At 71.9% G+C, this 7,017-nt stretch carries 6 protein-coding genes; 4 read left to right on the forward strand and 2 right to left on the reverse strand.

Annotated elements, in window-relative coordinates:
• The first annotated feature begins 151 nt into the window (after positions 1–151).
• Positions 152–1,033: a site-specific integrase gene (locus tag FL583_RS38320; RefSeq protein WP_142709825.1), complete on the forward strand. Its 882-nt coding sequence runs from the start codon at positions 152–154 to the stop codon at positions 1,031–1,033.
• A 232-nt stretch (positions 1,034–1,265) separates the two neighbouring features.
• Complete coding sequence (locus FL583_RS38325) at positions 1,266–2,597, forward strand: OmpA family protein (protein ID WP_142709826.1); 1,332 nt, start codon at positions 1,266–1,268, stop codon at positions 2,595–2,597.
• Here FL583_RS38325 and FL583_RS38330 read toward each other — a convergent pair.
• Positions 2,585–3,169: a DUF6318 family protein gene (locus FL583_RS38330; RefSeq protein WP_142709827.1), complete on the reverse strand. Its 585-nt coding sequence runs from the start codon at positions 3,167–3,169 to the stop codon at positions 2,585–2,587. The two genes, FL583_RS38325 and FL583_RS38330, sit on opposite strands and share 13 nt — an antisense overlap.
• A 265-nt stretch (positions 3,170–3,434) precedes the next feature.
• Here FL583_RS38330 and FL583_RS38335 point away from each other — a divergent pair, with 265 nt between their 5' ends.
• Positions 3,435–5,267, forward strand: a complete 1,833-nt coding sequence (locus FL583_RS38335) for a substrate-binding domain-containing protein (protein WP_142709828.1) — start codon at positions 3,435–3,437, stop codon at positions 5,265–5,267.
• 21 nt (positions 5,268–5,288) lie between these two features.
• Here the strand turns inward: FL583_RS38335 and FL583_RS38340 are convergent, their stop codons facing one another.
• Entirely contained in the window at positions 5,289–6,581 is a 1,293-nt protein-coding gene (locus FL583_RS38340; RefSeq protein ID WP_142709829.1) for a chorismate-binding protein, read from the reverse strand.
• A 186-nt stretch (positions 6,582–6,767) separates the two neighbouring features.
• Here FL583_RS38340 and FL583_RS43310 point away from each other — a divergent pair, with 186 nt between their 5' ends.
• Entirely contained in the window at positions 6,768–6,965 is a 198-nt protein-coding gene (locus FL583_RS43310; RefSeq protein ID WP_142709831.1) for a DUF5999 family protein, read from the forward strand.
• Positions 6,966–7,017: the final 52 nt, after the last annotated feature.

Here is a 7,017-nt window from a genome sequence, read left to right on the forward strand (position 1 = left end):
ACGGGGAGCAACGCGGTTTGGCGACTTTTCGGGGTTCTGAGCGTCGCCAGAACCCCGAAATGTCGCCAAACCGCGAGTGCCCCTCGCGAGCGGTGCGCAGTGCGGGCGTGTCGTGCCGGCTGCGGGCATCTGGGCTTGTTATTTTGGGAGCATGGCCGACTCCTCTCTCGCCACATTGGACGCGCTCGTCGCCGCGGCCGCGGTCGGGCGGAGCCCGGCGCGCCTCCGGCAGCTGCGGTGGCTGGCCGGTGAGCTCACCCTCTTCGTCGCCCAGACTCCTGATGTCCGCCCCCCGCGCACGCTGGCCGGCTGGTTCGACCCGGCGCTGGTCGGCCCGTTCCTGGCCGCCGCCGACGCGGGGCAGCTGCGCCGCCGGGGCGAGGCCGGACGTCCGTCCGGGAACGCGACCCGGAGCGTGCGACGCAGCTGCCTGCGCATCCTGGCCCGGCACCTGAGCCTGCCCGACCCGGTCCCCGACGAGATCCCCCGCCCGGCCCCGCTGACCAGGGTGGACCCGGTGCCGGCCGGCATGGCGCTGGGCCACCTCGCGACCCGCGCCGACCGCACCCGGTCGGCCGGTGCGGTCCGGGCCGCCGCGATGGCCGCGGTGACCCGCGAACTCGGCCTGCGCACCGGTGAGATGGCCGCGCTCACGCTGGCCGACGTCGACCTCGCGGCCGGGACGCTGACCTGGCGGCCGGCGGCACCCCGGTCGGGGCCGTCGCCGGAGCCCCGCACCGCGCGCCTCACCCACGCGACGCAGGCCGCGCTGCGCGACTGGCTGGAGGTCCGGCCCGCGCTGGTGACGATGGCGCCGCGGTCGAAGGCGCTGTGGGTGTCGATCCGCGGGAACCACGACGGGTCGGGGCTGCGCCGTCCGCCCGGGATGCCGCTGCGTCCCAACGGGATCCGCCGGTCGCACGACCGCGCGGTGCAGGACTGCAACGTGAACCTGGCCGGCGAACCGGGCTACGAACCGCTGCCCCGGGTGCCCGGCCGCCTCCGGCCCGACGAGCCACCGGCGGAAACGTAGGAGGACCTCGCCACCGGCGCCCCGTGGCAGCGAGGTCCTCCCGGGTCGGCGCGCCCCGGCTGCCGCCGCCGCACCGGCGACAGCCGGGTTTGCGCTGCCGGGAAGAACGATGCCGACGCGCCATTTCGCCCGGGGTTCCGGACAGTTTCCGCTCTGAAACGTTTGGCTACCGTCCCCCGCCGACCCCAAGCCATGCGTTACTTTCCCCCCGAAGCGCTCTTTAGGGGGACGAATGGTAGCCAAACTGCAGATCGTTCTCCTCGCCTGCGTGGCCAGCCTGCTGCTACCCCCACCGGCGGCCACGGCCGCCGCCGCTCCCACGAACGGCGCTCTCGACACCACCCTCGGCCCGATCGGCCTCGCCCTCCCGAACCAGCAACTCACGCTGCTCGGCGCGGGCTACCGACCGGCCGGCACCGCCGACGCACTCCTCGACCCCCGCACCACCGCGACCCCGCTCGGCACCGGCACCGCCGACGACCGCGGCAACGTCACCCTCCAGGTCACGCTCCCGGCCACGCTGACGCCCGGCCCGCACGTCGTCGCGCTCACCGGCACCACCCCCACCGGTGACACCCTGCGCCGACGCCTCCGCGTCACCACCCCGGACACCGAGCTGACCAGCAGCGCTCCCGGCGCCCAGTCGGTCACGCTCCCGATCCCCAGCGGCGGCTGGGTGACGCTCCTCGACAATCAGGAAGAGCCCGTCACGTTCGTGAGCAGCCGCAACCAGGGCACGTACTCGATCGACCCGTCCACCGGCAAGGTCACGTTCGCGCCCCGGGGCATCTTCTGGGGCAAGGTCCGCCCGGTCCATTTCCAGCTCGAGGACGCGGCCGGGCAGCGCGTCCGGGGCACCTGGGCGCCGACCGTCACCGCCCGTCCGATCCCGACCGTCCGGGCCGCGAAACGTACGATCACCGACGCCGCCGGCGCCACCGCCCAGGTCGGCTGCACCGCCGGCCCGATACCCGTAGAAAAATGCACGGTGACGATGAACGCCGTCGTCGGAGACGAGGACGTCGTGCTGGGCACCGGTACGGAACAGGCCCAGAATCCCACCCCCGGCACCCGGGTCGTCGACGTCGCCCTGACCCCGCGCGGACGCAAGCTCGCCGGGCGTCCCGGGGGGATCGAGGCCGCGATCACGGTCCGGATGTGGGTGCCCGGCGCGTCCAAGGCCATCGGCGCGGACGCCACCACGACGCTGATCGCCCGCACGGTGGCCGTCCCCCATCCCGTCCACTACGCCGTCGGCGAGTCAGGCGTCCCCGAAGGGGAACTGGCGTACCTCAACGCGCTCCGCAGCCGGATGGCCGGGGTGACGACCGTGACCTGCACGGGCGGCACCGACGACGCCGGCGACGCGGACGTCAACCGGCGTACCGCCGAGGAGCGGGCGCGCAGCGTCTGCGACTACCTGACCCGGGGGCGCACCATCCGGAGCGTCGTCCAGAGCGTGGGTGAGGATCAGCCGGTCGCGGACAACGCGACCGAGGACGGGCGGGCCCGCAACCGGCGGGTGGACGTGACGTTCGGTTACGCCGAGCTTCAGACGATCTGATCGGCGCTGTCGATCCCGCGGACCTTCCAGCCGCCGGTCGTCCACTGCACGCGCACGTCGCAGTCGGCGAAGCTCTTGCCGTCCAGCCGGCCGCGCGGCACGCCGAGCGGGCTGCTGCCCTGGCGCGGGCTGCGGTCGTAGGAGACCGCCACCGACATCACGTCCTTGGCGAAGTCCTCGTAGGTGTTCGCGTCCCGGATCGTGTAGAGGCCACCCTGGAGCGAGCCGCCGTCGTTGTAGTTGTCCTGGATGACGCTGATCGCCTGCCGGCAGGCCGAGCAGGCGTCGGAGCTGGCCTTCTGCAACTGGTCGACGTTGCCGGTCTGCACCGCGTAGCTGAGCGTCGCGAACCAGTACTCGGTGAACGCGGCGGCGCCGTCCCGGTCGCGCTGCTGCGACTCGGGCACCTGGGCCGGAGGCGTCACCTTGGCCGTCGACGGCGTGGACGACGGCTCGATCTTCGGACTGGACGAATCCCCCGAATTGGCGCAGCCGGCCAAGGCGGCCAGTCCGAGGCCCGCAGCGAGAATTGCCCGGGCAGCACTCCTCGCACCACCCCGTTCCGCGATCACGCCGGAAGATTAACCGGCGATAACCATGAGTCGCAGAAGTTCGCGGTATCTGCGCCCGCTATTGAGCCAATACTCGGGCTGCTCCCGAAAACTGTGATCTCCGTGTGACCGAACCAGCACAGAACCGACTGATACCTCAACGATCCGTTACACGGGAATTGCTGACCGAAGTCTTCGCTGAGTTATCCCCAGGCACACTCCGAGTAAAGCTACCGATGCGTAGACTCCGCCGAGTAGTAACCCGGCCAACGAAAGGGATGCTCACGTGGCTACCGGTCGGCAGCGTCGCCGCCAGGCGTCCCGCCGGGAGGAATTCGAGGCCGACGCCGCGGCCCAGGCACCGCGCCACCGCGGCCGCCGGGTCCCGCCCTGGCTGGTGGCCGCGCTCGTGGCGGTGTTGGTCTTCACCGGGGTCACCACCGGCTACGTCTTCGCGTCCCGGGCCGGGTGCGACGGCTCTCCGACCAGCCTGTCGGTCGTCACCTCTCCCGACCAGGTCGACGTCGTCCGGTCGCTGGCCGAGTCCTGGCAAGACGGGAAGCCGTCGGTCGACGGGCGCTGCACGAAGGTCGTCGTCACGGCCGAGGAGTCCCGCGACGTCGCCGGCGCGCTCAGCCCCGACTGGGAGAAGTCCGGCGGCGACGTGACCCGCCCCGACGTCTGGATGCCCGACTCGAGCACCTGGATCCTGTCGGCGGCCCGCCGCGAGAACGTCGCCCCGATGCTGTCCGGCGACCACACCAGCGTGGCCAGCACGCCGGCCGTCATGGCGATGCCGCGGCCGATGGCCGAGGCGCTGGGCTGGCCGAGCAAGCAGATCTCCTGGGGCGACTTCATCGGCCTGCACTTCCTGAACAAGACCTGGAAGAACTACGGCCACCCCGACTGGGGCGCGATCAAGCTCGGGATGGCCGAGCCGACGACGTCCACCGCCGGGCTGCTCAGCCTGGTCCCGATCTCCGACCGCAACGCCGACGACAAGATCTCGCTCGACGAGGCCAAGGCGTTACTCGTGTTCGCCCGCACGGTCGCCGACCGCAAGCCCGACTCGAGCGCCTGGTTCGCCGCCTTGGGGAAAGCAAAAGACCAGGCCACGGCCCTGAAGACGATCAGCGCGTTCCCCGCGCTCGAGCACGACATCGCCGCGTTCAACCAGACCGGCCCGCCGGTCAAGCTCGTCCCGATCTACCCGGGCGAGGGCACGGTGTTCGCCGACTACCCGTACACGGTCCTCAAGGCGAGCTGGGTCGACTCGTTCCGCCGCCGGGTCGCCGCCGAGTTCCTCTCCTACCTGCAGACCAGCAAGGCCCGGGAGGCCTACGGCCGGGCCGGGTTCCGCACCGACGACCGGTCCACCCGCTACGCCGGCGGCGTCCTCGGTGACCTGGGCTTCTCCGACCAGGTCGGTTCGGTCGCCCGCACGGTCGGCTCGGCCTCGACCGTCGACCGCACGGTCGTCTACTGGTCCGCGCTCGAGCGCACGACGACGTTCCTCGCGGTCGTCGACACGTCCGGCTCGATGGTCGAGAAACTCGGTGACAAGTCCCGGATGCAGGTCGTCCAGGAGGCCGCGATCAAGGCCATCTCGCTGTTCGACGACGACTCCCACGTCGGCCTCTGGCAGTTCTCGACGAACCTCGTCGGCAACCAGGACTGGCGGCAGGTCCTCCCGCTGACCCGGGCCGGGTCGAAAGACCCGAAGACCGGCAAATCGTTCCGCGAGGTCGGCATCCAGAAGGTGCTCGGCCTCACCCCGGGCGGCAACACCGGCCTCTACGACACCGTGCTGGCCGCCTACAAGTACATGCAGCAGCACTGGCAGCCCCGTCAGCTCAACCTCGTCGTCGTGCTCACCGACGGGCGCAACCAGGACGACAACGGCATCAGCCGGGCGTCCCTGCTCAGCCAGCTGCACAGCCTCACCAAGCCCGACCGGCCGGTCCAGGTCATCACGCTCGGCCTCGGCGATCAGGTCGACGAGAAGGAACTCGCCCAGATCTCCGGCGCCACCGGCGGCCAGTCCTATAAGGCCAAGGACGCCGACGACCTCGAGCGCCTCTGGCTCGCCACCATCCTCGGCGAGTCGCCTCCCAAGTAGGTCGGCTCTCCCTTCGAGCTCTTATTTACGCCCGGCGCCGGCCACCGTGGGCGGGATGCTCGGAGCGGGGGCGGCCGGGCCCCGCACCGCCGCGTCCAGCGGCGCCGCCTTCGCGGCGGCCTCGGCCACCTCGTCGTCGGCGTCGCTCGACCAGGTGATGCCGCCGCCGGCCCACAGGTGCAGCGTGCCCGCCCGGTTGGTGCCGACGGCCGCGACCGTCCGGATCGTCAGGCCCAGCGCGAGGCCGTCCGGCGAGACGTACCCGAGCGCGCCCATCGACGGCCCGCGCCCGACCGGCTCCAGCCCGGTCAGGACGTCGATCGCGGCCCGCTTCGGCGCGCCGGTGACCGAGGCGCCCGGGCAGACCGCCCGGAGCAGGTCGGCGACGCCCACGTCCGGGCGGAGCCGGGCGCTGACCGTCGACTCGGCCTGCCACAGGTCGCACCACGGCCGGACCGCGAACAGCTCCTCCACGTCCACCGACCCGGTCGTGGCGATCATTCCCAGGTCGTTGCGGGCCAGGTCGACGATCATGACGTGCTCGGCCCGCTCCTTCTCCGAGGCCAGCAGCGCCGCGTGCCCGGCCGCCGTGCGCGGCGCGGTGCCCTTGATCGGCCGGGTGACGACCCGGCCGCCGGCCACCGTGACCAGGCACTCCGGCGAGCCGGTGGCCAGCGCCCAGCCGTCGCCCCGCAGCCGGCCGGCCCAGGTGGCGCCGGGCAGGCCGGCCACCGCGGCCAGCGCCGCGTCCGGGTCGCCGAGGTACGGCGCCGACGCGTGCCCGACGATGTTCACCTGGTAGACGTCGCCGCGGGCGATCGCCGCCCGGGCCGCCTCGACGGCCGCGCGGTGCTCGCCCGGTCGCCAGGACGACACCCAGGGCCCGAGGCTCCACCCGGCTGGGGATCGCGGGGCCGGCGGCCGCTGGGTGGCGTCGTGGAACGTCACGACGACGTCCGGAATCTCCGGTACCGGGGACGGCGCGCCGACCGGCGCGCCCACCATCTCGGCCCCCGCGGCGGCCGAGATGAACAGTGTGGCCCCCACCGTTCGGCCGGGGGCCGGGTCCGCCGCGGGGGGCGCGATGTCCGGCCCGAGGAATGGGGTGTCCCTGTCCCTCGTTACCTCATCCGGCGTGGCATCGTTAGGGGTATCGGAATGAGGCAGATCACAGAGACGACGCGAGGGCAGGCCATGGGCCGCCAGCGCGGCTTCGATCAACTCTGCGGGATCCCCACCATCGGAAATCCGCCATTCCAGTCTGTTTCGCTCGCGATATGGCCAACCACCGTCCAGCAACGGAACTGTTTTCATTTCGTTGCCCACAACTCAGCCCATCCGGGTGATGGTTGGGCTTGCCGTGAGGGACGATGATGTGAGCGAGAACACAGGCTCACTGACGAGCCACCCGGTTCCGCCAGCAATACCGAAAAACCTGGATAGAACGACATGGCAACACCCGAGAACCACCAACAGTTCACTCTGACCGGAGATCCTTCGATGTGCCCGCATCAGCCGCAGTGCCCTTCCTTCGAAGCCCCTGACCGGGACGCCGCGACGATCCTCGCAGCCCACCCCGTTCAGGGCTGGAGCCTGCTGTGCAATGGCGTCATCGTGTTCGAAGACACCGGCGAGCTCCTGCCGGACGGCCGCTGCGTCGACCCCTGCCGCCCAGAGCCGGCCCACGCCGCAGCGTAAGCAGCAGGCGCAGCCGCGCCTACACCGGTCCCACCGCCGGGGCCGGGCCGCC

The sequence above is a fragment of the Cryptosporangium phraense genome (assembly GCF_006912135.1).
GTDB lineage: Bacteria > Actinomycetota > Actinomycetes > Mycobacteriales > Cryptosporangiaceae > Cryptosporangium > Cryptosporangium phraense.